Origin of the sequence: Curvibacter soli (genome assembly GCF_029211125.1) — a bacterium.
Taxonomy (GTDB): Bacteria; Pseudomonadota; Gammaproteobacteria; order Burkholderiales; family Burkholderiaceae_C; genus Curvibacter_A; species Curvibacter_A soli.
Genome location: NZ_JARGEN010000026.1, coordinates 91,123 through 113,214, shown reverse-complemented (window position 1 = coordinate 113,214; position 22,092 = coordinate 91,123). Strand labels below are relative to the sequence as shown.

General features: G+C 67.3%; 26 protein-coding genes and 2 pseudogenes. 21 read left to right on the top strand and 7 right to left on the bottom strand.

What is annotated here, in order from left to right; all coding sequences use genetic code 11:
- Positions 1-5 precede the first annotated feature (5 nt).
- Entirely contained in the window at positions 6-608 is a 603-nt protein-coding gene (locus PY257_RS06500; protein ID WP_275740092.1) for a GNAT family N-acetyltransferase, read from the bottom strand.
- Between the two features lie 20 nt (positions 609-628).
- Positions 629-1,483, bottom strand: a complete 855-nt coding sequence (locus PY257_RS06495) for an AAA family ATPase (RefSeq protein ID WP_275740090.1) — start codon at positions 1,481-1,483, stop codon at positions 629-631.
- Positions 1,484-1,592: 109 nt separating this feature from the next.
- Between PY257_RS06495 and PY257_RS06490 the strand changes: the two genes are divergently transcribed.
- The gene (locus tag PY257_RS06490) at positions 1,593-2,261 is read left to right on the top strand and encodes a c-type cytochrome (protein WP_275740088.1); all 669 of its coding nucleotides are present in this window, start codon (positions 1,593-1,595) and stop codon (positions 2,259-2,261) included.
- Between the two features lie 28 nt (positions 2,262-2,289).
- A pseudogene (locus PY257_RS16325) lies at positions 2,290-2,532 on the top strand (DUF4124 domain-containing protein); the annotation flags it as partial.
- 151 nt (positions 2,533-2,683) lie between these two features.
- Here PY257_RS16325 and PY257_RS06485 read toward each other — a convergent pair.
- Positions 2,684-3,127 (bottom strand): DUF1841 family protein, encoded by a 444-nt coding sequence (locus tag PY257_RS06485; RefSeq protein ID WP_275740086.1) that lies wholly within the window; start codon positions 3,125-3,127, stop codon positions 2,684-2,686.
- Positions 3,128-3,329: 202 nt separating this feature from the next.
- Between PY257_RS06485 and PY257_RS06480 the strand changes: the two are divergent.
- Positions 3,330-4,081, top strand: a pseudogene (locus PY257_RS06480) (SDR family oxidoreductase).
- Positions 4,082-4,095: 14 nt separating this feature from the next.
- On the opposite strand, the gene PY257_RS06475 reads toward PY257_RS06480, so the two are convergent.
- Entirely contained in the window at positions 4,096-4,938 is an 843-nt protein-coding gene (locus PY257_RS06475) for an IclR family transcriptional regulator domain-containing protein (RefSeq protein WP_419095665.1), read from the bottom strand.
- Between the two features lie 82 nt (positions 4,939-5,020).
- Between PY257_RS06475 and PY257_RS06470 the strand changes: the two genes are divergently transcribed.
- The 6 genes from PY257_RS06470 to PY257_RS06445 all read left to right on the top strand — a co-directional run bounded on the left by PY257_RS06470 (position 5,021) and on the right by PY257_RS06445 (position 10,726).
- Positions 5,021-5,737, top strand: coding sequence for a 3-oxoacid CoA-transferase subunit A (locus PY257_RS06470; protein ID WP_275740082.1), 717 nt, complete (start codon positions 5,021-5,023; stop codon positions 5,735-5,737).
- A gap of 29 nt (positions 5,738-5,766) precedes the next feature.
- On the top strand, positions 5,767-6,411 hold the full coding sequence (locus PY257_RS06465; protein WP_275740080.1) for a 3-oxoacid CoA-transferase subunit B: 645 nt from the start codon (positions 5,767-5,769) through the stop codon (positions 6,409-6,411).
- A gap of 55 nt (positions 6,412-6,466) precedes the next feature.
- The gene (gene pcaF, locus PY257_RS06460) at positions 6,467-7,672 is read left to right on the top strand and encodes a 3-oxoadipyl-CoA thiolase (RefSeq protein ID WP_275740078.1); all 1,206 of its coding nucleotides are present in this window, start codon (positions 6,467-6,469) and stop codon (positions 7,670-7,672) included.
- 8 nt (positions 7,673-7,680) lie between these two features.
- The gene (locus PY257_RS06455; RefSeq protein WP_275740076.1) at positions 7,681-8,412 is read left to right on the top strand and encodes an SDR family NAD(P)-dependent oxidoreductase; all 732 of its coding nucleotides are present in this window, start codon (positions 7,681-7,683) and stop codon (positions 8,410-8,412) included.
- A 108-nt stretch (positions 8,413-8,520) separates the two neighbouring features.
- A complete protein-coding gene (locus PY257_RS06450) occupies positions 8,521-9,519 on the top strand; it encodes a Bug family tripartite tricarboxylate transporter substrate binding protein (RefSeq protein ID WP_275740074.1) in 999 nt (332 codons plus the stop codon).
- A gap of 589 nt (positions 9,520-10,108) precedes the next feature.
- Positions 10,109-10,726, top strand: a complete 618-nt coding sequence (locus PY257_RS06445) for a ParA family protein (RefSeq protein WP_275740072.1) — start codon at positions 10,109-10,111, stop codon at positions 10,724-10,726.
- A 6-nt stretch (positions 10,727-10,732) separates the two neighbouring features.
- Here the strand turns inward: PY257_RS06445 and PY257_RS06440 are convergent, their stop codons facing one another.
- Both PY257_RS06440 and PY257_RS06435 read right to left on the bottom strand, forming a co-directional pair.
- Entirely contained in the window at positions 10,733-11,224 is a 492-nt protein-coding gene (locus PY257_RS06440) for a tRNA (cytidine(34)-2'-O)-methyltransferase (RefSeq protein WP_275740070.1), read from the bottom strand.
- A 21-nt stretch (positions 11,225-11,245) separates the two neighbouring features.
- Positions 11,246-11,965, bottom strand: coding sequence for a ComF family protein (locus PY257_RS06435; RefSeq protein ID WP_275740069.1), 720 nt, complete (start codon positions 11,963-11,965; stop codon positions 11,246-11,248).
- Positions 11,966-11,992: 27 nt separating this feature from the next.
- On the opposite strand from PY257_RS06435, the gene PY257_RS06430 reads away from it, so the two are divergent.
- The 8 genes from PY257_RS06430 (at position 11,993) to PY257_RS06395 (ending at position 18,301) form a co-directional block, all read left to right on the top strand.
- Positions 11,993-12,904 carry a class I SAM-dependent methyltransferase gene (locus PY257_RS06430; protein WP_275740067.1) on the top strand — a complete coding sequence of 304 codons (912 nt, stop codon included), beginning with the start codon at positions 11,993-11,995 and terminating at the stop codon, positions 12,902-12,904.
- Positions 12,905-12,997: 93 nt separating this feature from the next.
- Positions 12,998-13,474 carry a DUF2244 domain-containing protein gene (locus PY257_RS06425; RefSeq protein WP_275740065.1) on the top strand — a complete coding sequence of 159 codons (477 nt, stop codon included), beginning with the start codon at positions 12,998-13,000 and terminating at the stop codon, positions 13,472-13,474.
- A 79-nt stretch (positions 13,475-13,553) separates the two neighbouring features.
- On the top strand, positions 13,554-14,723 hold the full coding sequence (gene coxB / locus PY257_RS06420; protein WP_275740063.1) for a cytochrome c oxidase subunit II: 1,170 nt from the start codon (positions 13,554-13,556) through the stop codon (positions 14,721-14,723).
- A gap of 39 nt (positions 14,724-14,762) precedes the next feature.
- Positions 14,763-16,397: a cytochrome c oxidase subunit I gene (gene ctaD / locus PY257_RS06415; protein ID WP_275740061.1), complete on the top strand. Its 1,635-nt coding sequence runs from the start codon at positions 14,763-14,765 to the stop codon at positions 16,395-16,397.
- Between the two features lie 4 nt (positions 16,398-16,401).
- Positions 16,402-16,518: a cytochrome oxidase small assembly protein gene (locus PY257_RS06410; RefSeq protein WP_275740059.1), complete on the top strand. Its 117-nt coding sequence runs from the start codon at positions 16,402-16,404 to the stop codon at positions 16,516-16,518.
- Positions 16,519-16,528: 10 nt separating this feature from the next.
- The gene (locus PY257_RS06405) at positions 16,529-17,152 is read left to right on the top strand and encodes a cytochrome c oxidase assembly protein (RefSeq protein ID WP_275740057.1); all 624 of its coding nucleotides are present in this window, start codon (positions 16,529-16,531) and stop codon (positions 17,150-17,152) included.
- Positions 17,149-17,376: a DUF2970 domain-containing protein gene (locus tag PY257_RS06400; RefSeq protein WP_275740054.1), complete on the top strand. Its 228-nt coding sequence runs from the start codon at positions 17,149-17,151 to the stop codon at positions 17,374-17,376. The genes PY257_RS06405 and PY257_RS06400 overlap by 4 nt, the downstream gene beginning before the upstream one ends.
- A 40-nt stretch (positions 17,377-17,416) precedes the next feature.
- Complete coding sequence (locus PY257_RS06395) at positions 17,417-18,301, top strand: cytochrome c oxidase subunit 3 (protein ID WP_275740052.1); 885 nt, start codon at positions 17,417-17,419, stop codon at positions 18,299-18,301.
- 73 nt (positions 18,302-18,374) lie between these two features.
- Here PY257_RS06395 and PY257_RS06390 read toward each other — a convergent pair whose 3' ends face one another.
- Positions 18,375-18,596 (bottom strand): twin transmembrane helix small protein, encoded by a 222-nt coding sequence (locus tag PY257_RS06390; RefSeq protein WP_275740050.1) that lies wholly within the window; start codon positions 18,594-18,596, stop codon positions 18,375-18,377.
- Positions 18,597-18,611: 15 nt separating this feature from the next.
- Here PY257_RS06390 and PY257_RS06385 point away from each other — a divergent pair, with 15 nt between their 5' ends.
- The 4 genes from PY257_RS06385 to cyoE are packed head-to-tail and all read left to right on the top strand — an operon-like array spanning position 18,612 to position 22,087.
- On the top strand, positions 18,612-19,364 hold the full coding sequence (locus PY257_RS06385) for an SURF1 family protein (RefSeq protein WP_275740048.1): 753 nt from the start codon (positions 18,612-18,614) through the stop codon (positions 19,362-19,364).
- Positions 19,315-20,031, top strand: coding sequence for a hypothetical protein (locus PY257_RS06380; protein WP_275740046.1), 717 nt, complete (start codon positions 19,315-19,317; stop codon positions 20,029-20,031). The genes PY257_RS06385 and PY257_RS06380 overlap by 50 nt, the downstream gene beginning before the upstream one ends.
- Complete coding sequence (locus tag PY257_RS06375) at positions 20,031-21,197, top strand: COX15/CtaA family protein (protein WP_275740217.1); 1,167 nt, start codon at positions 20,031-20,033, stop codon at positions 21,195-21,197. Before PY257_RS06380 ends, PY257_RS06375 begins: the two co-directional genes overlap by 1 nt.
- Positions 21,198-21,208: 11 nt before the next feature.
- On the top strand, positions 21,209-22,087 hold the full coding sequence (cyoE, locus tag PY257_RS06370) for a heme o synthase (RefSeq protein WP_275740044.1): 879 nt from the start codon (positions 21,209-21,211) through the stop codon (positions 22,085-22,087).
- Positions 22,088-22,092 lie beyond the last annotated feature (5 nt).

Genomic DNA, 22,092 nt, shown 5'->3' with positions numbered 1-22,092 from the left:
AGCGCTTATTCCGCCTGGGCTTGGCGCTCCAAAAGGTATAGCAAATGGGCGCGCGCTTCCGGCCATTCGCCGGCCGCCATGCTGTACATCACCGTGTCGCGCACCGTGCCGTCGCGGCGCAGGGCGTGGTGGCGCAGCACGCCGTCCTTCTTCGCGCCCAGGCGCTCGATGGCGCGCTGGCTGGCGAAGTTGAAGTTGTCGGTGCGCCAGCCCACCAGGGCGCAGCCCAGCGTCTCGAAGGCGTGCATGAGCAGCAGCAGCTTGGCCGTGGTATTGACGTGCGTGCGCTGGCAGCGCCGCGCGTACCACGTGTAGCCGATCTCCAAGCGCCGGATGGCCGGCACGATGTCGTGGTAGCTGGTGGTGCCGACCACGTGCCCAGTGTCTTCCTCGACCACGGCGAAGGCGAAGCGGCTGCCGGCCTCGCGCATCTGCAGCGCGGTGTCGATGTAGGCGCGAGTCTGTTCGGGCTCGGGCACGGAGGTGATGCGCAGCGTCCACAGCGCGCCGTCGGCGGCGGCGTGGCGCAGGCCCGCTTCGTGACCCGGCGCCAGCGGTTCGAGCCGCACGCCGCGGGCCGAAAGGATGACGGGTTCGACGAAAGCCATGGCGCGGTTCCTAGCGGTTCCTAGCGGTTGCGCTGGTTCATGAACACCAGCCGCTCGAACAGCGAGGTGTCCTGCTCGTTCTTGAGCAGCGCGCCCACCAGCGGCGGTACGGCCACCTTCTCGTCCTTGCTCTGCAGCACCTCGGGCGGGATGTCCTCGGCCACCAGCAGCTTTAACCAGTCGATCAGCTCGCTGGTGGAAGGCTTCTTTTTCAGGCCCGGCAGGTTGCGCACCTCGTAGAAGGTCTTCATCGCCGCGGCCAGCAGCTCGCGCTTCAGGCCGGGGAAGTGCACCTCGACGATCTTGCCCATCGTCTCGGCGTCGGGGAACTTGATGTAGTGGAAGAAGCAGCGGCGCAGGAAGGCGTCGGGCAGTTCCTTCTCGTTGTTCGACGTGATGAATACCAGCGGGCGGTGCTTGGCCTTGATGAGTTCGCGCGTTTCGTAGCAGTAGAACTCCATGCGGTCGAGTTCGCGCAGCAGGTCATTGGGGAACTCGATGTCGGCCTTGTCGATCTCGTCGATCAAGAGCGCCACTGGCTGCTCTGCCGTGAACGCCTGCCACAGCACGCCGCGCACGATGTAGTTGTGGATGTCGCGCACCTTGTCCGTGCCCTCGATGCCCGACAACTGCGAATCGCGCAGGCGGCTCACCGCGTCATATTCGTACAGGCCCTGCTGCGCCTTGGTGGTGCTCTTGATGTGCCACTGCAGCAGCGGCATGCCGAGCGCGGCAGCCACTTCCTCGGCCAGCATGGTCTTGCCGGTGCCGGGCTCGCCCTTCACGAGCAGCGGGCGCTGCAGGGCGATGGCGGCGTTCACGGCGAGCATCAGGTCGGCGGTGGCGACATAGTTCTGGGAGCCTTGGAATTTCATGGGCGGGCTTGGTGCAAATCAGGATGGATGAAAGCGGCGCGGCCCCTATAATGAATTGTTGATTTCCATCAACCATAGGGCCACTTCTCTGCAGGATTGTGCGCGCAAAATGAAAAAAAAGTTGACCATGATATTCGCGCTGGCTGTCGCTTTTGCGGCCGTCCAGCTCCATGCCCAGGAAACGAAAGGCGATGCTCAGGCGGGGGAGAAGAAGGTCGCCATGTGCCTCGGCTGCCACGGCATTCCCGGCTACCAGGCGAGCTTTCCCGAGGTCTACAAGGTGCCCAAGATCTCGGGCCAGGGCGCGAAGTACATCGTCTCCGCGCTCGATGCCTACCGCAAGGGCGACCGCAAGCACCCCACCATGCGCGGTATCGCCGACTCGCTCTCCGACCAGGACATCGCCGACGTGGCCGCCTACTACGAGGCCAGCGGCCACGACGACGGCATCGCTGCGGCGGCGCCCGGCCCCCTGCCTGCGCCGAGTGCGCAGGTGGCCGGTCTGCTGCAGAAGGGCGCCTGCGTGTCCTGCCACGGCGACAATTTCGCCAAGCCCCTGGACCCGTCGTACCCCAAGATCGCGGGCCAGCATGCCGACTACCTGTACGTCGCGCTCAAGGCCTACAAGACCGACAAGAACCCGCAGGTAGGCCGCAGCAACGGTGTGATGGCCGGCGTGGCCCGGCAGTTCTCGAACACCGAATTGAAGACCCTGGCCGGGTATGTGAGCACGCTCGATGGCGGGCTGAAAACGGTGCCCGAGCCGGGCTTTCGCTGACCGGCGCGCAGCGCGGTATTCTTGATCCTTGCAGACCCGCCGTCCGGCGGGCTTGCTTTTTCTGGGACAACACAGCCCGCCGCTCTGCCCGACTATCCCCATTCGCCAGTTTCGCCTTCTCCTGCTCGCCCTGCTTGCCGCCGCGCTCGGTTCGGCGGCCCTTGCCCAGCGGCTGTACAAATGCACCGATGCGAAAGGGCAGGCCACCTATTCCGACAAAGCCTGCATGCTGCCGTCGGCCTCCGCGCAGTCCAGCGCCAGTGCGCCGCCTCCGAGCAAGGCTGTGGCGGACAGGCTGACGGAAGAAGCGGTGGCGAAACTCCTGCGCCATGCCGCGGATCTGGGCGTGCGCATGGATTGCCGGGGTCAATGCGCGCTCGCGGCACGCGACCTGGCTTTCAGCTCAGATCGCAAAAGCGGTCTCAGTCCCGCGTGGCGCGGCGCTGCACACAGGCGATGTAGGTGTCGCCATTGGGCGGGCGGCCGGCGCGCTGGCTTTCCCACAGCATCTGGCCCAGGCATTCCATGGCTGCGTGGTGTGCGTCGTGCAGCGAGTCGAGCCGCGCGGCCAGCAGTTCCACGGCCTGCCGGATGCCGCGCGGCTGGTCGATGCTGCACTGCTCGCTGATCGACAGGTGCATCGACAGATGCAAAAACGGGTTGGCGCGCCCGGGCGGGGCGTCGGGTGCGCTGTAGTCGCGCGCGAGCGCGGCGTCCGCGTCGGCCAAGTCGGCGTGGTATTCGGGATGCTCGGCAATCCATTGCATGGCCAGCGTCTCGATGGCTTCCATGGGCTGGCCTGCGCTCGACTTGGCGTGCACGGAGCAGAAGAAGCGGCGGACGTCGGCTTGGCTTGGCTGGAACATGGGGCAAGCCTAGCATGCGCGCGCTGCCGCATTGGCTTTGCGCCCGCAGCGTACAGCGGGCGCAAGGAGAGGGCGATTCAGATATCAGGTACGCAGAGGGTTCGCCCCGGGTCATCCGGACGCCGGAGCGACAGACGCGCATGCTTGGCGCTAAAACCATCGGTCACCGGCCACGGGGCACCAGCTCTGCATGGACGTTGGAATGGAAGCAGTAAACGGCATAGCAGGCAAGGTCATCGTGATAGCCGGCGTGAGCAGCGGCCTTGGGCGAGGCGTCCGCGCGGCTGCTCGTCGCACAAGGCGCCAAGCTGGTCATCGGCGCACGCCGCAAGGAACGCATCGATGGGCTGGCGCGGGAGTTGTCAGAGGAGGGCGGCGAGGCGCTTGCGCTGGCGACCGACGTGACCCGGCGCGAGGATGTCCAGGCGCTCGTCGGCGCAGCTGGCGACCGGTTCGGGCGCATCGACGTGATGCTCGGCAATGCTGGGCTCATGCCGAAATCGCCGCTCGAGCGGCTGAAGGTCGACGACTGGAGCCGGATGATCGACGTCAACATCAAGGGCGTGTTCAACGGCATCGCGGCGGCATTGCCCTTCATGCAGCGGCAGAGGGCGGGCCACTTCATCAACGTCGCGTCGGTCGCGGGCCACACACAAGGTGCGGCAGGGCAGCGCCGTCTACTCGGCCACCAGGCACGCGGTGCGGGTCCTGTCCGAAGGGCTGCGGCAGGAAGTGAAGCCCTACGGCATCCGCACGGATCATCTCGCCGGGAGCCGTGGCGACGGGGCTTGCCGACAGCATCACCGAACCCGACATCGGGCAGGCCGCCAGGAACATGTAAAAGATCGCCATCTCTGCGGATGCGTTCGCAAGCATGGTCGCGTTCGCGATCGGCCAGACGGATGACGTGGACATCAACGAGATTTTTTCCGCCCCACCGCCCAGGAATACTGAAGCCGGTCTGCGCGCTACCTGCGCTGGCTGGCCAGCATGCGCGAGACGGCCTGCGCCGCCTGCTGCAGCCGGGGCAGGAACCGCGTCTGCATCTCCCCCACACTGGTGCGGTTGGCCTGGCCGCTGATGTTGAGCGCCGCCACCACGCGGCCGTCGCGCCCGCGCAGGGGCACGGCGATGGAGATCAGCCCCTCCTCCAGTTCCTGGTCGATCAGGCTCCAGCCCTGCTCGCGCGCCTGCTGCACGCGCTGGAACAGCGCATTCTCGTCCGTCACGGTGTGGCGCGTGAGCGCTTCGCGGCGCGAGGCCCGCAGCCGCGTGCGGACCTCGGCGTCCGGCAGGCCTGACAGCAGCACGCGGCCCAGCGAGGTGCAGCAGGCCGGCAGGCGCGAGCCCACGCCGAGGTTGATCGACATGATCTTGTGCGTGTGCACGCGCAGCACGTAGACGATGTCGGTGCCGTCTAGCACCGCGGCGGAGCATGATTCCTTCACATCCTCGACCAGCGCTTCCATCGCCGGCTCGGCCAGGTTCCAGATCGGCATCGACGACAGGTAGGCGAAGCCCAGGTCGAGGATGCGCGGGGTGAGGCGGAACAGCTTGCCATCGCTCTCCACGTAGCCCAGCGTCAGCAGCGTGAGCAGGATGCGCCGCGCCCCGGCGCGCGTGAGACCGCTGCGCGCGGCCACTTCGCTGAGCGTCTGCGCCGCGCTTTCGGTACTGAAGCTGCGGATCACCTCCAGCCCGCGTGCGAAGGACTGCACGTAGCTGTCGCCGGGTTTGGGGGGCGGTTGTTCCGTCACGGTTGTCAGTCTCCATGGGTTACCTATAAGAGGACAGAAGACGGTAGAATTCATTATATGAACATTTGTTCTGTACGCGAACAAAAGACGACACCATCTGGCGAACCGATACGGCCAGCGGCAGGAGACGCATTCCATGATCGACAAAATCGTGGCCTCGGTAGCCGAGGCGCTGGCCGATGTGCGCGACGGCGCCACCGTGCTGATCGGCGGCTTCGGCACCTCGGGCAATCCCGGCGAGCTGATCGCGGGCCTGATCGAGCAGGGCGCGAAGGACCTCACCGTCGTCAACAACAACGCCGGCAATGGCGACGTCGGCCTGGCCGCGCTGCTCAAGACAGGCCGCGTGCGCAAGATCATCTGCAGCTTCCCGCGTCAGGTCGATAGCTGGGTGTTCGACGACCTGTACCGCAGCGGAAGGATCGAGCTGGAACTCGTGCCGCAGGGCAACCTGGCCGAGCGGATGCGCGCTGCGGGCGCGGGCATCGGTGCCTTCTTCTGCCCCACGGCGTTCGGCACCGAGCTGGCCCGCAACGCAGACGGATCCAGCAAGGAGACGCGCGAGATCGACGGCAGGCAGTACGTGCTGGAGTACCCCATCCACGGCGACGTGGCGCTCATCAAGGCCGAGGCCGGCGACCGCTGGGGCAACCTGACCTACCGCATGGCCGCGCGCAACTTCGGCCCCGTGATGGCCATGGCCGCCAAGCAGACCATCGCTACCGTACACGAGATCAAGGCGCTGGGCGAACTCGACCCCGAGGCCATCGTCACGCCCGGCATCTTCGTGCACAGGGTGGTGCTGGTCGAGCGCGTGAAAACCCAGGCCGGCGGTTTCAAGAAATCTGCATGAAATTGGCCTCTGGCGCAGGAGATAAAAGCGTGAGTAGCTATCAAAAAAGAAGCAAAGACGAACTCGCCAAGCGCGTGGCGCAGGACATTCGCGACGGCTCTGTCGTCAACCTCGGCATCGGCCAGCCGACCCTCGTGGCCAACCACATTCCCGCCGGCATCGAAGTGGTGCTGCACAGCGAGAATGGCATCCTCGGCATGGGCCCGGCACCCGCTGAAGGCGCGGCGGACTACGACCTCATCAACGCCGGCAAGCAGCCCATCACCCTGCTGCCGGGCGGCAGCTATTTCCACCACGCCGACAGCTTCGCGATGATGCGCGGCGGCCACCTCGACATCTGCGTGCTCGGCGCGTTCCAGGTGTCGGTGTGCGGCGACCTCGCCAACTGGAGCACGGGCGAGCCCGGCGCCATCCCCGCCGTGGGCGGCGCGATGGATCTCGCCATCGGTGCCAAGCAGACCTGGGTGATGATGGACCTGCTGACCAAGAAGGGCGAGAGCAAGATCGTGCGCGAATGCACCTACCCGCTCACGGGGCTGGCCTGCGTGAAGCGCATCTTCACCGACCTGGCCACCTTCGCCTGCGGGCCCGAGGGGCTGAGGCTCATCGACAAGGTCGAGGGCCTGTCACACGGCGAGCTGGAAAAGCTCGTCGGCCTGCCCATCGCCGCCTGATCCGCGCCTGCATCATTTTCCACTTCCACTTCCACTTCGAGACAAGGAAACCGCCATGAGCACCCAAGCCTTCATCTGCGACGCCATCCGCACGCCCTTCGGGCGCTATGGCGGCGCGCTCTCCACCGTGCGCACCGACGACCTGGGCGCCGTGCCGCTGAAGGCGTTGGTGGCGCGCAATCCCGAGGTCGATTGGGAGGCCGTGACCGACGTGCTCTACGGCTGCGCCAACCAGGCCGGCGAGGATAACCGCAACGTCGCCCGCATGGCGCTGCTGCTCGCGGGTCTGCCGGTGTCGCTGTCGGGCGCCACCATCAACCGCCTCTGCGGCTCGGGGCTCGACGCCGTGGGAACGGCGGCGCGCGCCATCAAGGCCGGCGAGGCTGGCCTGATGATTGCCGGCGGCGTGGAGAGCATGAGCCGCGCGCCCTTCGTCATGCCCAAGGCCGAGAGCGCCTTCAGCCGCACCAACGCGGTCTACGACACCACCATCGGCTGGCGCTTCGTCAACAAGCGCATGAAGGAAAAGTATGGCGTCGATTCCATGCCCGAGACGGCGGAGAACGTGGCCGACGACTACAAGATCAACCGCGAAGACCAGGACAAGATGGCGCTGGCTTCGCAGTTGCGCGCCGTGGCGGCGCAAAAGGCTGGCCACCTGGCCGCCGAGATCACGCCCGTCTCCGTGCCGCAGAAGAAGGGCGACGCGCTGGTCGTGGACAAGGATGAGCACCCGCGCGAAACCAGCCTGGAGGCGCTCTCCAAGCTCAAGCCCGTGGTGCGCCCCGGCGGCACGGTGACGGCGGGCAACGCCAGCGGTGTGAACGATGGCGCCTGCGCGCTGCTGCTGGCCGACGAGGCCACGGCCAGGAAGAGTGGTCTGACGCCCAAGGCCCGCGTGGTCGGCATGGCCACCGCCGGCGTGGCGCCGCGCATCATGGGCATCGGCCCCGCGCCCGCGACGCAGAAGGTGCTGGCGCAGACCGGCCTGACGCTCGACCAGATCGACGTGATCGAACTCAACGAAGCCTTCGCTGCGCAAGGGCTGGCTGTGCTGCGTCAACTGGGCGTGGCCGACGACGACCCGCGCGTCAACGCCTGGGGCGGCGCCATCGCGCTCGGCCACCCGCTGGGCGCCAGCGGCGCGCGGCTCGCCACCACGGCGGTCAGCCGCCTGCACCGCACGGGCGGGCGCTATGCGCTGGCGACCATGTGCATCGGCGTGGGGCAGGGCATTGCCGTCATCTTCGAGAAGGTGTGAAACCCGCCATGTCCCAGCTACCCGCAGCCACCGTCGTCTCCGGCGCCAGTTCCGGCATCGGCCGTGCCATCGCCGAGGCGCTGCTCGGGCAGGGGCGCACCGTGGTCAACCTCGACTATGCTGCGCCGCAGTGGGAGCACCCGAAGCTCGCTTCGTTCCAGGCCGACCTGACGAAGGAGGACGAGACGCGCCAGCGCGCCGCCGACATCGCCGCGCGCTTCAACGTCACCGCGCTCGTCAACAACGCGGGCGCCACGCGCCCCGGCACCATCGACACGGCCACCACGCAGCAGTTGGACGACGTGGTCGGCCTGCACCTGCGCGCCGTGCTGCTGCTCACGCAGGCGTTCCTGCCGAGCCTGCGCGCCTGCAGGCAGGGGCGCATCGTCAACATGTCGTCGCGTGCCGCGCTGGGCAAGCCCGAGCGCATCGTCTACTCGGCCACCAAGGCCGGCATGATCGGCATGACGCGCACGCTGGCCATGGAGCTGGGGCGCGATGGCATCACCGTCAACGCCCTCGGCCCGGGGCCCATCGCCACCGAGCTGTTCCGCCAGAGCAACCCCGAGGGCGCGCCGCAGACCGAGCGCATCCTCAAGAGCATCGCCGTGGGACGCATGGGCACGCCGGAAGACGTGGCGCGCGCCGCGCTGTTCTTCCTCGCGCCCGAGAACGGCTTCGTCACGGGCCAGGTGCTCTACGTGTGCGGCGGCACCACGCTGGGCGTGGCGCCGGTCTGATTTCCGGCCCCTCTTTCTCTACCGTTTTTCCTGGCGGGCTGCCCTCAAGGCGGCCTGCCGCAACCCGAGTGCGCTTCGGCGGCACTATTTGATTCAGGAGGTTCTTCCATGTCTGCTTCCCGTCCCCAACTGCCGCGCCGCGCATTCGGTCTGGCTGCCCTCGCCGCCACGCTCGCGCTGGGCAGTGCCGTGCCGGCCCAGGCCCAGGGCGCCTATCCCAACAAGGTCATCACCATCGTCGTGCCGTTCGCGGCCGGCGGCACCACCGACATCCTCGCACGCGTCGTCGGCCAGTACCTCGGCCCCGAACTCGGCCAGCAGGTGGTGGTGGACAACCGCGCGGGCGCGGGCGGCAACATCGGCGGCCAGTTGGTGGCGCGCGCTGCACCCGACGGCTACACCCTCTTCATGGGCACGGTGGGCACGCACGCCATCAACCAGTCGCTCTACAAGAAGATGCCGTTCGACCCGATCAAGGACTTCGCGCCGATCTCGCGCGTGGCCAACGTGCCCAACCTGCTGGTCGCCAACCCGCAGCAGCCGTTCAAGACCGTGCCCGAGCTGATCGCGTACGCCAAGGCCAACCCGGGCAAGATCAACTTCGGTTCCGCGGGCAACGGCAGCTCGATCCACCTCTCGGGCGAGCTGTTCAAGTCGATGACGGGCGTAGCCATGCAGCACGTGCCCTACAAGGGCAGCGCGCCCGCCGTGACGGACCTGCTGGGCAACCAGATCGCCATCATGTTCGACAACATGCCGTCTTCCATCCAGCACGTGCGCTCGGGCAAGCTGCGCCCCATCGCCGTGACCACGGCCAAGCGCTCGCCCGAGCTGCCCGACGTGCCGGCCATCGGTGAGTTCGTGCCCGGCTACGAGGCCACTTCGTGGTTCGGCTTGCTGGCCCCGGCCAAGACGCCGCCCGAGGTCATCGCCAAGATCGACGCGGCGCTGTTCAAGGTTCTGAACAACCCCGAAGTGATGAAGAAGCTCAGCGAGCAGGGCGCCGACCCGGTGGTGGAGACGCCCGAGCAGTTCGCCGCCTTCATTCGGGCTGAAACCGCCAAGTGGGGCAAGGTGGTGAAGGAGTCTGGCGCCAGCGTGGACTGATTCCGCTGCGCCGCACTTACTACCAAAAAGATAGCTGCCAGCGCTTGTATATCAAGCGCTGGCAGCTTTTTTTGTATGTAACCTTGAAACGGCAGTTGACCGCTTTGCATCCCTTGCCAAGCCGCATGAAATCAACCTATTTCCGGCAGTTGAATCCCCAAAATTCGAGCAAGTGCCTGTCACGCATTGAGTTTCCATGCTTTCCAGACTCACCCATTTGGAACTGCTCTGCAGTCACTTGAAGTCTTTGGAAACCCGCATGGATATTGGGTTTCTTCAGTTTTTCGGTTGGTTCAACTGCCGGATTTAGGATCAAGCGTTGATGGCTTCGGTGGCGTTCACCTCGCAGGTGAGAGCGCTATGCACCTGCCAGCACCGCGCTCGGCGCGCCATGCGGCGTTGCTCCTCCTTGCGGGCACCAGCCCGCCGCGTCGTCTCCCTTGCAGGGCGCAGGTGCTATTGGAGCCGCAGCGCTCAGCCTTGCCTGGCACCCCGATCACGGCACCGGCGGGCGCATCCAGCTGCCGTTTCAAGGTAATCGGACGCAGCCGCTACCATACGGCCACGTTCACAAGCCGAGGAGGTTGTCATGCCGGTTGTTGTGGTTGCGAATCCCAAGGGAGGCGTCGGCAAGTCGACGCTGGCCACGAACATCGCGGGCTACTATGCCAGTCAGGGCCATGCCGTGATGCTCGGCGACGCGGACCGCCAGCAGTCCTCGCGCCTGTGGCTGGAGCTGCGGCCCCCGGCGGCGCGGCCCATTGCCACCTGGAACATCGGCTCGGAACTGATTGCCCGTCCGCCCAACGGCACCACGCACGCGGTGATCGACACCCCCGCGGGCCTGCATGGCTGGCGCTTCAAGGACGTGCTCAAGATCGCCGACAAGGTCATCGTGCCGCTGCAGCCGAGCGTGTTCGACATCTTCGCCACCAAGCCCTTCCTCGACGAGCTGGCCGAATACCGCCACGCCGACCGGCTGCAGGTGGGCATCATCGGCATGCGTGTGGACGCGCGCACCATCGCCGCCGAGCAACTGCACGGCTTCGTGGACAAGCTGGGCCTGCCGGTGCTGGGCTACCTGCGCCACACGCAGAACTACATCCATCTGGCCGCGCACGGGCTGTCGCTGTTCGACGTGGCGCCTGGGCGCGTGGGGAGGGATCTGGCCCAGTGGGAGGGCATCTGCGCGTGGCTTGACGCGTGAGCCGTGTCAGGACGTTGGCGCCAGGCGGTCCGCGCTGCCCGCGAAGCCGTTCTGGCGCCAGGCCTCGAACACCGTCACCGCCACGGCGTTCGACAGGTTCAGGCTGCGCTGGCCCGCGCGCATCGGCAGGCGCAGGCGCTGGCGCGCTGGTAATGCGTCGCGCAGTGCCGGCGCCAGCCCGCGCGTTTCCGAGCCGAACACCAGCCAGTCGCCGGGCATGAACCGCGCCGCGTGCATGGGCTGCGCGCCATGCGTGGTCATGGCGAAGATGCGTTCCGGGTCGGGCCGCGCGGCGTGCATGAAGGCGTCCCAGCCGGCATGGCGCAGCACGGTGGCGTACTCGTGGTAGTCCAGCCCCGCGCGGCGCATGAGCCGGTCTTCCATCGAGAACCCCAGCGGCTCCACCAGGTGCAGCGTGCAGCCGGTGTTGGCGGCCAGGCGGATCACATTGCCGGTGTTGGGCGGGATTTCAGGCTCGACCAGGACGATGTGGAACATGTGCGTATTGTCGCGGCGGCGTCAGCCCGGCTCGGGCGTGCGCGCCACGACGAGCGCCGCCACCGAGCGCGCGCCCGCCGTGCGCAATGCTTGTGCGGCGGCGAAAAGCGATGCGCCGCTGGTCATCACGTCGTCCACGAGCAGCACGCCTTTGCCCTGCAGCAGTGCGGCATGCAGCGGGTCGGCCATGAACGCGCCCTGCACGCTGCGCAGGCGCTCCGCGCGTGTCAGCCGGGCCTGCGGCGGCGTGGCGCGCAGGCGCAGCAGCAGGCCGCCGTGCGTCTTGCCGGGCGCCAGGTGCCGGGCCAGCAGCAGTGCCTGGTTGAAGCCGCGCTCGCGCAGGCGCGCATCCGCGAGCGGCATGGGCAGCACGAGGTCTGCCGCGTCCAGCGCGGGCTCGGCCCAGGGTGTGTGGCGCAGCAGATCGGCCAGCGGGCGAGCCCAACCGGTGTCGCCTTCGAACTTGAAGCGGGTGATCGCGTCCGACCACGGGTAGGCGTAGTCCACCGCCGCCACGCAGGCATCGAGCGGCGGCGCGTGGCGCAGGCAGGCGCCGCATTGCGCGGCACTGTCTGTCACGGATGCCGCCGGCAAGGGCAGGGCGCAGGTGCGGCAGCGTGCAATGGGCTGCGCGAAGCGCGCCACGCAGGCCCCGCACACGGGCCGGGCCGGCCAGGCGTGGCAAAACGCGCACTGGCTGGCGATGCGCGACGATATCCCTGCGAGAGCGCGGCGAAACATCGGCTCAATATACTCACACGCCCCGCCATGACTGAAGAGCGCCCTCCGACCATCGACTCCGCCGCCGCCGCGCGCTGGGCGCACGCCGCGCCGCCGCTGTCGCCCTGGCTGCACGAGGAGGTGGGGCGGCGCATGCAGGAGCGGCTGCAGTGGATCACGCTGCAGCCCGCCGCCTGGTGCGACTGGGGTGCCGTGCGCGGCGGCCTGCAGGCCCATGCGCTGGTGGCCAAGCGCTTCCCGCAGGCGCTGTGCCATGTGGTGGAGCCCGAAGGCCCGCTCGCCCAGGCCGCACGCGCGGCGCTGGAGCGCCCCTGGTGGAATGCCGCGCGCTGGACGGCGCCCGCCCTGCGCTGGGAGCCGCCCGCCTTGGGCAGCGTGCAGATGCTCTGGGCCAACATGGGGCTGCACATGGCCGCCGACCCGCGGGCGCTGATCGCGCAGTGGCACCGCTCCATCGCAGTGGACGGCTTCCTCATGTTCTCCTGCCTCGGGCCCGACACGGTGCGCGAACTGCGCGCGCTCTACGCGGCGCTGGGCTGGCCTGCGGCGGGCCATGAGTTCACCGACATGCACGACTGGGGCGACATGCTGATCCACGCCGGCTTCGCCGAGCCGGTGATGGACATGGAGCGCATCCGCCTGACCTTCGACACGCCCGCGCGGTTACTGCAGGAGCTGCGCGAACTGGGCCGCAACCTGCATCCCGCGCGCTTTCCCGCGCTGCGCGGGCGACACTGGCGGGCGCGGCTGGAGCAGGCGCTGTGCGACCGGCTGGCCGACCCGGTGGACGGCGGGCGGCTGGCGCTGACGTTCGAGGTTATCTACGGCCATGCCTTCAAGCCCGCGCCGCGCATCAAGGTGGCCGCGCAGAGCAGCGTCTCGCTGGGCGACATGCAGGCTGCGCTGCGGCAGGGGCGCGGTAAAACGCGAAGTCCTTGAGAATTGTCAAACTCTGCTGTGTGTAGGCTAAAATTTCCGTGGACAGCTTCCCAGGGCATTTTCCCGCGCAGCAGTCTTCCGAAAGCTTGGCACGTGCCCCATACCGCATTCCATTTCGCCCAGGTCTCCGGCCGCGATGTCGACTGGCGGCTGCAGCGCAACTGCTCCGTCACGCCGACCCAGCTCGGCTGGATGTATGGGGCGCTGTGCGCGCTGTCGCTCGCCATCGGCGCCTGGTTCTGGTATCTGGGTGCCAGGCTGGTGCTGGGATTCACGGGCATCGAGCTGGCCGCCGTGGGCGCCGCGCTGCTGGCCTATGCCCGACACGCTGCGGACGGCGAGCATATCCACCTGCATGATGGACGGCTCGTGGTCGAACTGGAGCAGGGTGGGCGCCTGCTGCGCGCGGAACTCGATCGCGCCTGGGTGCGCGTGGAGCCGCGCGCCGACGACCGCTCGCTGATCAGGCTGACCGCGCGGGGGCGGTCGGTGGACGTGGGGCGCTATGTGCGGCCCGAGCTGCGCCCGGCCCTGGCCTCGGAGATCCGCATGGCGCTGCGCAGCATCTGAGGGTATCCCAGTCTGGTGCGCCAGGCTGGGGGCAGACTACGATTCATAAATAGACAGAGGCAAACAACAAGTGGAAACGATGAAGCGCATCTCCAACAGGCTGGCCGTTCTGCCCTTGCTGGCCGGCACGTTGATCGGCACGGCGGCGCATGCCGTGAGCGATTTGCCCGGGGGGCCCGCGGTACGCCAGCTCAACCTCTCGCCACCCGCCACGAAGATCGCCGAGGAGCAGCATTTCCTGCACTGGATGATGCTCATCATCTGCACTGCGATCTTCATCGGCGTGTTCGCGGTCATGTTCTATTCCATCTGGAAGCATCGCAAGTCCAAGGGCCATCCCGCGGCGAGCTTTCATGAGTCCGTGGCGGTGGAGGTCGCCTGGACCATCGTCCCCTTCCTCATCGTCATCGTCATGGCGCTGCCCGCCACCAAGGTGCTGGTGGCGCAGAAGGACACCACCAACGCGGACCTGACCGTCAAGGTGACGGGCTACCAGTGGAAGTGGGGCTACGACTACATCAAGGGCGAGGGCGAGGGGCTGGCCTACATCTCCACGCTCGACAGCTCGCAGCGCGCGCTGTCCAACGCAGGTGCCAAGGGCGACGTGCCCGACAACTACCTGTTCAAGGTGGACAACCCGCTCGTCGTGCCCGTGGGCAAGAAAGTGCGCGTCATCACCACAGCCAACGACGTGATCCACTCCTTCATGGTGCCGGCCTTCGGCATCAAGCAGGACGCCATTCCCGGCTTCGTGCGCGACACCTGGTTCCGTGCCGAGAAGGTGGGCGACTACTACGGCCAGTGTGCCGAGCTGTGCGGCAAGGAGCACGCCTACATGCCGATCCACGTGAAGGTGCTCTCCGCGCAGGACTACGCAGCCTGGGTCGATGTCGAGCACAAGAAGGCCGCGGCCAAGCTCGACGACCCGAGCAAGGTCTGGGTGCTCGACGACCTCGTCAAGCGTGGCGAGAAGGTCTACGCAGCCAACTGCGCGGCCTGTCACCAGGCCAACGGCAAGGGCGCGGGCCCGATCAAGCCGCTCGACGGCTCGCCCGTGGTGCTCGATGCCGACCACAAGCAGCAGATCGACACGGTGCTCAAGGGTCGGCTCGACAAGGGCATGCCCTCGTGGGCGCAACTGTCGGACACCGACATCGCCGCCGTGGTGACCTATACCAAGAACTCCTGGTCCAACAAGACGGGCCAGTTCGTCCAACCCGCCGAAATCGTCGCCGAGCGCGGCAAGTGACGCACGCGCGCCGCCATCGATCGCATTGAGGAACCGAACATGAGTGCAGTTCTCGACAACCACGGCCACGCGGATGGCCACGCGCACGACGACGCCCACGGCCACCACGGGCCCACGGGCTGGCGCCGCTGGGTGTACGCCACCAACCACAAGGACATCGGCACGCTGTACCTGCTGTTCTCGTTCACCATGCTGATGATTGGCGGCGTGCTGGCGCTGCTGATCCGCGCCGAGCTGTTCCAGCCCGGCCTGCAACTGGTCAACCCCGAACTGTTCAACCAGCTCACCACCATGCACGGCCTCATCATGGTGTTCGGCGCCATCATGCCGGCCTTCGTGGGCTTCGCGAACTGGATGATTCCGCTGCAGATCGGCGCCTCCGACATGGCGTTCGCGCGAATGAACAACTTCAGCTTCTGGCTGCTGATTCCTGCGGGCATCATGCTCGTGGCATCGTTTTTCATGCCCGGCGGCGCGCCAGCGGCCGGCTGGACGCTCTACGCACCGCTCACACTGCAGATGGGCCCGTCGATGGACGCAGGCATCTTCGCGATGCACATCATGGGCGCGTCGTCGATCATGGGTTCGATCAACATCATCGTCACCATCCTCAACATGCGCGCCCCCGGCATGACGCTGATGAAGATGCCGATGTTCGCCTGGACATGGCTCATCACTGCCTACCTGCTGATCGCCGTGATGCCCGTGCTGGCCGGCGCCATCACCATGACGCTGACAGACCGCCACTTCGGCACCAGCTTCTTCAACCCTGCAGGCGGCGGTGACCCGGTGATGTACCAGCACATCTTCTGGTTCTTCGGCCACCCGGAGGTCTACATCATGATCCTGCCGGCCTTCGGCATCGTGAGCCAGATCGTGCCGGCCTTCGCGCGCAAGAAGCTGTTCGGCTACGCGTCCATGGTGTATGCCACGTCCAGCATCGCCATCCTGAGCTTCATCGTGTGGGCACACCACATGTTCACCACCGGCATGCCGGTCACGGGCCAGTTGTTCTTCATGTACGCCACCATGCTGATCGCCGTGCCCACGGCGGTGAAGATCTTCAACTGGATCGCCACCATGTGGCGCGGCTCCATGACCTTCGAGACGCCCATGCTGTTCGCCGTGGGCTTCATCTTCGTGTTCACCATGGGCGGCTTTACGGGGCTGATCCTGGCCATGGCGCCGATCGACATCCAGCTGCAGGACACCTACTACGTGGTGGCCCACTTCCACTACGTGCTGGTGGCGGGCTCGCTGTTCGCGCTGTTCGCGGGCGTGTACTACTGGGGCCCGAAGTGGACCGGCGTGATGTACAGCGAGGCGCGCGGCAAGCTGCATTTCTGGTGGTCCATCATTGCCTTCAACGTGACCTTCTTCCCCATGCACTTCCTGGGGCTGGCCGGCATGCCGCGCCGCTACGCCGACTACCCCATGCAGTTCGCCGACTTCAATGCCATCGCCTCGGTGGGCGCGTTCTTCTTCGGCTTCGCGCAGGTGTATTTCTTCCTCTTCATCGTGCTGCCCATGATGCGCGGCAAGGGTAAGCCCGCGCCGCAGAAACCCTGGGAAGGCGCCGAGGGGCTCGAATGGGAGGTGCCGTCGCCAGCGCCCTTTCATACCTTCGAGAACCCGCCCAGGCTCGACGCCACCGCCACCAAAGTGCTGGGCTGATGCCATGGCCGCGACACCCGAGCAAAAGAAGAACAACCTGCGCCTGGCGCTGATCCTGGCGTCGGTGGCTGTGGTGTTCTTCGTTGGCTTTCTCGCCAAGATGGTTTTCCTGGCCCGCTGAGGCGCTTGCGATGGGCCCGCACCGCCAAAACGCCAAAATGGTTGCCAAACTGGCCGTGGTGGCTGCCGGCATGTTCGCTTTCGGCTATGCGCTGATCCCGCTGTACAGGGCCATCTGCGAGGTCACGGGCATCAACATCCTGGCCATTGCCGAGCGCGAGTTGCCCGGCATGAACGCCGCCCGCGCGGCGGCCAGCGTGCGCAATACGCAGGTGGACATGGGCCGCACCATCACGGTGGAGTTCGACGCCAATACGCGCGGGCCATGGCGGTTCGCGCCCGCCGTGCGCTCGCTGCAAGTCCATCCGGGCGAACTGGCGACCGTGATGTACGAGTTCCAGAACATGCAGGATCGCCGCATGGCCGCGCAGGCCATTCCGAGCTATGCGCCGGCCCAGGCCGCCGCGCATTTCAACAAGCTCGAATGCTTCTGCTTCAACCAGTACACGCTGGATCCGGGCGAAAAGAAGCGCTGGCCCGTAGCCTTCGTCATCGACCCCCGATTGTCCAGGGACGTGACCACGATCACGCTGTCCTATACCTTCTTCGAGGTTGGCGGCAAGACCCCGCCTGCGCCCGAGTCGGTGGCCAGGGCGCCCGAGGCCGGCATGCCCGCGCTGCGGAGCGGCTCATGAGCGGCGGCACCGAGCCCGTCACCCCGGCGGCAGCGCGCAAGGGCTCGCCATGGCGCACGCTGCGTGCCGTCGCGTGGTCGTTCATCGGCTTGCGCAAGGACAGCGAATACCGGGCCGACATGGAGCGGCTCAACCCCATCCACATCATCGTCGCCGGGCTGGTTGGCGCGCTGCTGTTCGTGCTGGCGCTCGTCGCGCTGGTGCACTGGGTGGTGGCGAAGTAAAGAAAATACCGAGAACCATGGAGCATCAGGAGTTGACAACATGAGCACATCCACCACCCACGGGCAGGTGCCCTACTATTTCGTGCCGGCGCAGTCGCGCCACCCTGTCATGGCGGCGGCGGGCCTTTTCTTCGTGATTCTGGGCGCGGGGCAGTGGATCAACGGCCACGCATGGGGGATGTACGCGCTGGCGCTCGGACTGGTGTGGTGGCTGTCCGTGCTGTACCAGTGGTTTCGCGACGCGGTCCGCGAAAGCCAGGGCGGCCTGTACAGCCACAAGATCGACCTGTCGTACCGCTGGAGCATGACATGGTTCATCTTCTCGGAGGTGATGTTCTTCGGCGCCTTCTTCACCGCGCTCTGGTGGGCGCGGCAGCATTCGGTGCCTACGCTTGGCAGCATCGACAACGCGCTGCTGTGGCCCGATTTCAAGGCCGTGTGGCCCAGTTCCGCGCCCGGTGCGACGGCCTCGCCGGCGGACATCGTCGAGCCGTTCCAGACCATGACGCCGTTCTGGCTGCCCACCATCAATACGGCGCTGCTGCTGACCTCGGGCGTGACGCTGACCATCGCCCACCACGCCCTGCGCGAAGACCACCGCAGCCGCGCCGTGGCCTTCATGTGGGCGACCGTGGTGCTGGGCGTCACCTTCCTGTGCGTGCAGGGCTACGAATACTTCCATGCCTACTCGGAGCTGAACCTCAAACTGTCGTCGGGCATCTACGGTTCGACCTTCTACATGCTCACGGGCTTCCACGGCTTCCACGTCTTCGTGGGCATGCTGATGCTGCTGTTCATCACGCTGCGGCTGCAGAAGGGGCATTTCACGCCGCAGAAGCATTTTGGCTTCGAGGGTGCGGCCTGGTATTGGCACTTCGTGGACGTGGTGTGGCTGGGCCTGTACACGCTGGTGTACTGGCTGTGACGGCCCGGCCAAGCCGTCTTGGACAAAAAAGCGCCGCAAGGCGCTTTTTTGTATTTGCCGCAGCAACGGGGCGTCAACGCCCTGCAGGGATACCCGTGGGTTGGATGTAGCCCAGCTTCCAGGCCACGAGAATGCAGACGAACAGCAGAATGGAAAACCCGACACGCAGCGCCAGTGCGCGCACCATGTTGCTGGTTTTGGGCGTGCTGCGGCGGCCGTCGCGCATCATGAAGAAAAGCGCGGAGGCCAGGCTGCCGAGAATGGCTACGAAGGCGATCAGTACCAAGTACTTCATGAAGGTGATTATCCCGTGACCCGCGCCGCGCAGGCGTCGGGGCGTTTTTGGCGCATCACGCTCGCAGCGGTGGCGTGCGTGGCGGCGACCATGGCGCTCGGGCTGTGGCAGCTTTCGCGCGCCGCGCAGCGTGAGGCCCTGCAGGCAGCGGTGGAGACGCGCGCAGCGCTGCCGCCGCTCGATGCCGCAGCGCTTGCCGCCGGAGCGGGCGACGGCGTGGCGCTGCTGCACCGCCGCGTTCTTCTCGCGGGCCATTGGCTGGCCGATGCCACCGTCTACCTGGACAACCGGCAGATGCACGGCAGGCCCGGCTTTTACGTGGTGACGCCCCTGGCGCTGGAGCCGGGGCCGGCCGTGGTGGCCGTGCAGCGCGGCTGGATTGCCCGCGACTTCGAGCAGCGCACACGGCTCGCGCCGGTCGACACGCCCGCAGGCGTGGTGCAGATCGAAGGTCGCATCGACGGCGCCCCAGCGCGGCTGCTGGAATTCGGTGCCGCCGCTGCGGACGAGGGGTTTTCGCGTATCCGGCAGAATCTCGATCTGGCTGCCTATGGTGCCCAGATCCATGTCCCCCTGCTCACGGCCGTGTCGGTGCAGCAGACCGGCGCAGACAGCGAAGGCTTGCAGCGCGATTGGCCCCGCGCCGATGCAGGCGCCGCCCGCAATTACGGCTATGCGTTCCAATGGTTCGGGCTCGCAGCCCTGATTGCAGCACTCTATGTCTGGTTCCAACTTGTCCAACCCTACCGCCGCAACCGCCATGGATGAGCCGCTCGGGCTCACCGTGCATGCGCTGCCCGCCCCCGGTGACGTGGCGGCCCTGCAGCGCACGCGCAGCGGGCGCTGGAAGATGCTCGCGCTGCTGCTGGTATGCGCCGCGCCGGTGATTGCCTCCTACTTCACCTACTACGTGGTGCGTCCCGAAGGGCGCCGTGTGTTCGGCGCGCTGGTCGAGCCGCAGCGGCCCCTGCCCGACCTGCCCGCGCATGACTTGCAGGGGCGCGCCACCAACCTGCAGGCGCTTGGCGGCCAGTGGCTGCTGCTCAGCGTGGCCGACGCCGCGTGCAATGCGCTGTGCCAGCGCAACCTCTACCTGCAGCGCCAGCTGCGCGAAGCCATGGGGCGCGACAAGGACCGCGTGGACTGGGTGTGGCTCGTCACCGGCGACGGCCCGGTGAGCGACGCGCTGCAGCCAGCGCTGCAACAGGCCGACGTGCTGCGCGTGGACGCCGCCGCGCTCGCGCAGTGGCTGCAGGCCGCGCCAGGCCATGCACTCGACGAACACCTGTACGTGGTGGACCCGCTGGGCCACTGGATGATGCGTTTCCCGCCACAGATCGACGCGCAGGGCGCGGTGCAGGCCAAGCGCGACCTGGAGCGCCTGCTGCGCGCATCCTCGGCCTGGGACCAGGCCGGAAGGGCGGGGCCGCCATGATGGAGGCGCCTTCCCTGTTGTATGACTTCTCGCCCGCCGTGCGCCTCATGCTCATGGGCATTCTGGTGGCACTGGTGCCGCTGGCCTGGCTGTGGCTGCGCCAGCGCCGCGCCACCGGGCTGCAGCGGCTGCGCGCGCTGGCGGTGCTGACGCTCTTGCTGACTTTCGACCTCGTGCTGTTCGGCGCCTTCACCCGGCTCACCGACTCGGGCCTGGGCTGCCCCGACTGGCCCGGCTGTTACGGCAGCGCGAGCCCGGTGGGCGCGCGTGCCGAGATCGCCGCCGCGCAGAGTGCCATGCCCACCGGCCCCGTGACCCACGGCAAGGCCTGGGTGGAGATGGTGCACCGCTACCTGGCCACGGGCGTCGGCGTGCTCATCATCGGCCTGGCGGGGGCCAGTTGGTGGCTGCGGCGGCGCTACCCCGCCGTGCGGCCCTGGTGGGCCGCCGTCACCCTGCTCTGGGTCTGCCTGCAGGGCGCGTTCGGCGCGTGGACGGTGACGATGAAGCTGTTTCCCGCCATCGTCACGCTGCATCTCGCGGGCGGCCTGGTGCTGCTGGCGCTGCTGTGCGCGCAGGCCGTGCGGCTCGGGCAGGCAGTGCGTGGTCTGCCTGCCATCGGCATCGCGCCCGGCCTGCGCTGGCTCGCGGGCGGCGTGTTCGCGCTGGTCGTGGTGCAGATCCTGCTGGGCGGCTGGGTCAGCACCAACTACGCGGTGCTGGCCTGCACCGGGTTCCCCGTCTGCCAGGGGAGCTGGTGGCCGGTCATGGACTTCGGCCAGGGCTTCCAGATATGGCGCCCGCTGGGCATGCTGCAGGATGGCAGCCACATCAGTTTCGCGGGCCTCACCGCCATTCACTACGCCCACCGCCTGTGCGCCTATGCCGCGCTCGCGGGCCTGCTGCTGCTGGCCGCGCGGCTGCGCCGCATGCCGGCGCTGCGCCGCCAGTCCCGCTGGCTCGGCGGCCTGGCGCTTTGGCAGTTCGCCACCGGATTGTCGAACGTGGTGCTGGGCTGGCCGCTCATTGCCGCGGTGGCGCACACGGGCGGGGCCGCGGCCCTGGTCGTGGTGTTGACCTGGACGCTGTGCGCCAGCCGCGCCGCACGCCAGCCGCTGCCGCAAGAGGACGTGTGCGGGGCGCCGCTGCGGGGGGTCGCACTGTGAGCAGCATTGCCATGGCTGCGCCCTCGCGCCTGCGCCAGTTCTACGCGCTGACCAAGCCGCGCGTGGTGCAGCTCATCGTGTTCTGCGCGCTGATCGGCATGGTGCTGGCGGTGCCCGGCCTGCCCACGGGCAGCGACGTGGCGCGCGCGGCCATCGCCTGCCTGGGCATCTGGCTCGTGGCCGGGGCGGCGGCGGCGTTCAACTGTCTGGTGGAAAAAGGCATCGACGCGCGCATGAAGCGCACCGCCTGGCGCCCCACGGCCCGCGGCGAACTGCAGGACTGGCAGACGCTGCTGTTCTCCGCCGCGCTGTGCGGGGCGGGGTCGCTGCTGCTGTACCTGTGGGTCAATCCGCTCACGATGTGGCTGACCTTCGCCACCTTCGTCGGCTATGCCGTGGTCTACACCGTCATCCTCAAGCCGCTCACGCCGCAGAACATCGTGATCGGCGGCGCCTCGGGCGCCATGCCGCCGGTGCTGGGCTGGGCCGCGATGACGGGGCAGGTGGGGCCCGAGGCGCTGATCCTGTTCCTCATCATCTTCCTGTGGACGCCGCCGCATTTCTGGGCGCTGGCGCTCTACCGCGTGGAGGACTACCGCAAGTCCGGCCTGCCGATGCTGCCTGTGACGCACGGCAACGCGTTCACGCGGCTGCATGTGTTTCTCTACACGCTCATCCTGTTCGCGGGCTGCCTCATGCCGTTCATCTACGGCATGAGCTCGTGGATCTACCTGACTGCCGCCATCGTCCTGGGCCTGGGGTTCTGCGGTTACGGTTTTCGCCTGTGGCGCAACTATTCGGACGCGCTGGCACGGCGCACCTTCCGTTTTTCCCTGATCCACCTGAGCGCGCTGTTCGCCGCGCTGCTGGTGGACCACTACGTTCTGTAAGGTCT

Bases quoted from the DNA above. Each gene is read 5' to 3' on its own strand.
- PY257_RS06500 (WP_275740092.1), bottom strand. From the start codon at position 608: ATGGCTTTCGTCGAACCCGTCATCCTTTCGGCCCGCGGCGTGCGGCTC.
- PY257_RS06495 (WP_275740090.1), bottom strand. From the start codon at position 1,483: ATGAAATTCCAAGGCTCCCAGAACTATGTCGCCACCGCCGACCTGATG.
- PY257_RS06490 (WP_275740088.1), top strand. From the start codon at position 1,593: ATGAAAAAAAAGTTGACCATGATATTCGCGCTGGCTGTCGCTTTTGCG.
- PY257_RS06485 (WP_275740086.1), bottom strand. From the start codon at position 3,127: ATGTTCCAGCCAAGCCAAGCCGACGTCCGCCGCTTCTTCTGCTCCGTG.
- PY257_RS06475 (WP_419095665.1), bottom strand. From the start codon at position 4,938: ATGAATTCTACCGTCTTCTGTCCTCTTATAGGTAACCCATGGAGACTG.
- PY257_RS06470 (WP_275740082.1), top strand. From the start codon at position 5,021: ATGATCGACAAAATCGTGGCCTCGGTAGCCGAGGCGCTGGCCGATGTG.
- pcaF (WP_275740078.1), top strand. From the start codon at position 6,467: ATGAGCACCCAAGCCTTCATCTGCGACGCCATCCGCACGCCCTTCGGG.
- PY257_RS06455 (WP_275740076.1), top strand. From the start codon at position 7,681: ATGTCCCAGCTACCCGCAGCCACCGTCGTCTCCGGCGCCAGTTCCGGC.
- PY257_RS06450 (WP_275740074.1), top strand. From the start codon at position 8,521: ATGTCTGCTTCCCGTCCCCAACTGCCGCGCCGCGCATTCGGTCTGGCT.
- PY257_RS06445 (WP_275740072.1), top strand. From the start codon at position 10,109: ATGCCGGTTGTTGTGGTTGCGAATCCCAAGGGAGGCGTCGGCAAGTCG.
- PY257_RS06440 (WP_275740070.1), bottom strand. From the start codon at position 11,224: ATGTTCCACATCGTCCTGGTCGAGCCTGAAATCCCGCCCAACACCGGC.
- PY257_RS06435 (WP_275740069.1), bottom strand. From the start codon at position 11,965: ATGTTTCGCCGCGCTCTCGCAGGGATATCGTCGCGCATCGCCAGCCAG.
- PY257_RS06430 (WP_275740067.1), top strand. From the start codon at position 11,993: ATGACTGAAGAGCGCCCTCCGACCATCGACTCCGCCGCCGCCGCGCGC.
- coxB (WP_275740063.1), top strand. From the start codon at position 13,554: ATGAAGCGCATCTCCAACAGGCTGGCCGTTCTGCCCTTGCTGGCCGGC.
- ctaD (WP_275740061.1), top strand. From the start codon at position 14,763: ATGAGTGCAGTTCTCGACAACCACGGCCACGCGGATGGCCACGCGCAC.
- PY257_RS06410 (WP_275740059.1), top strand. From the start codon at position 16,402: ATGGCCGCGACACCCGAGCAAAAGAAGAACAACCTGCGCCTGGCGCTG.
- PY257_RS06405 (WP_275740057.1), top strand. From the start codon at position 16,529: ATGGGCCCGCACCGCCAAAACGCCAAAATGGTTGCCAAACTGGCCGTG.
- PY257_RS06400 (WP_275740054.1), top strand. From the start codon at position 17,149: ATGAGCGGCGGCACCGAGCCCGTCACCCCGGCGGCAGCGCGCAAGGGC.
- PY257_RS06395 (WP_275740052.1), top strand. From the start codon at position 17,417: ATGAGCACATCCACCACCCACGGGCAGGTGCCCTACTATTTCGTGCCG.
- PY257_RS06390 (WP_275740050.1), bottom strand. From the start codon at position 18,596: ATGAAGTACTTGGTACTGATCGCCTTCGTAGCCATTCTCGGCAGCCTG.
- PY257_RS06380 (WP_275740046.1), top strand. From the start codon at position 19,315: ATGTCTGGTTCCAACTTGTCCAACCCTACCGCCGCAACCGCCATGGAT.
- PY257_RS06375 (WP_275740217.1), top strand. From the start codon at position 20,031: ATGGAGGCGCCTTCCCTGTTGTATGACTTCTCGCCCGCCGTGCGCCTC.
- cyoE (WP_275740044.1), top strand. From the start codon at position 21,209: ATGGCTGCGCCCTCGCGCCTGCGCCAGTTCTACGCGCTGACCAAGCCG.